The 1176-nt window shown below is 46.9% G+C and carries 2 protein-coding genes; both read left to right on the top strand.

The window, feature by feature from the left end; all coding sequences use genetic code 11:
* Nucleotides 1-593 (top strand): hypothetical protein (locus tag ACRC27_RS11210; protein ID WP_438639899.1); only part of this gene is annotated, 593 nt, incomplete at its 5' end.
* Between the two features lie 336 nt (nucleotides 594-929).
* Nucleotides 930-1176, top strand: a 247-nt coding sequence (locus tag ACRC27_RS11205) for a hypothetical protein (RefSeq protein WP_438639720.1), incomplete at its 3' end; no start/stop codon positions are given.

The following is a 1176-nucleotide window of genomic DNA, read 5'->3' as shown; positions in this document are numbered from 1 at the left end:
GCCCCATTTGTAATACAAGGTCATTTATGGTCAAGCAATTATCTGGGATTTTACTCCTCACGGTTGCCGGCTGCGCCGATGCATCGATTATCATCAATCAAAATATCGGGTTAGATCCGGTGTATGAGCCGGCCTCACGCCCTGCCTACCGTGAACGCATCTATGTATGCACCCTGACTCCATTCAGTGATGTGTACGCTGATGCAGGCCGCTCAGAGCGCAGCGCTCGCCACAAAGTGAGCCAACGCTGTGAACAAGGGCAAGGTAATGGCAGTATTTTCTGTAAAACCAAAGATGCCGTATGCACAGCCACCTCATTAGACGAGGATGATGGCCACGCACAAAACGTGTTGATGATTTTTGATGGCAGCCACCAGCGCGGCGCATCATTGGCGATTAGCCGTGATATGCCGGATCTTGCCCGTTATGGTTTCGCAGATCGGCTCTCCTCCTTCAGTATTCCTGATGGCTGGTCTGTCCGCTTCTATGAGGGTATCAGCTACACCGGTGGCTACTACACCCGTCAGGGCGGTGATCAGGAAGCGATTGATTTTGATAATAAGATTCGCTCAATTCGCATTTTAAAGCGCTGAGCTGTGATCACAGAGTGCGGGCTGCATGTTGAAGTTATAAGTTAGGTGTCGCCCGCGTTCAACGTTATCTTTCACTCGAAACAAATAAACCAGCACACAATACAAACATTAAGCAACCGACCAAGACAATATTTTTAACCTCACAGAAAATAGACTATTTTGCATCGCTCGATACAATACACCGCTAAATTTGAGTGTTCGTTTGAAACCGTTCAGTTTCTCTAACCAGGTGTTTTCTGAAACCAGTTATTTTCAGAGACAAACAACCTAAATATACGCACAGCCTTCGTATTTTATGTGGATGTTGTTAATGGGGAGAATGACTGGGGAGTATGCATGTCTATCAAACCTGATCGCATCACCGCGATGCAACAGATCATCGATGCGGTAAAAGCCGAATTTCCTTTGTATCAGCAAGACACCTTTACCTGTGGGCCGGATAATTCCTGTGTCGGATGTCCGAAAAAGCTGATGGATTTGGTCGATACTGAATTGCAATACTGGCAACACCAGCTAGATCGGGGGATCGCACCCGGTTTTGATGATCTCAATCAGTTCGGCAAAATGTGTAAAAACGTACGGC

Source organism: Plesiomonas sp. (assembly GCF_051650925.1).
Classification (GTDB): domain Bacteria; phylum Pseudomonadota; class Gammaproteobacteria; order Enterobacterales; family CAMTGL01; genus Plesiomonas.
This window is presented reverse-complemented; position numbering and strand designations above follow the sequence as displayed.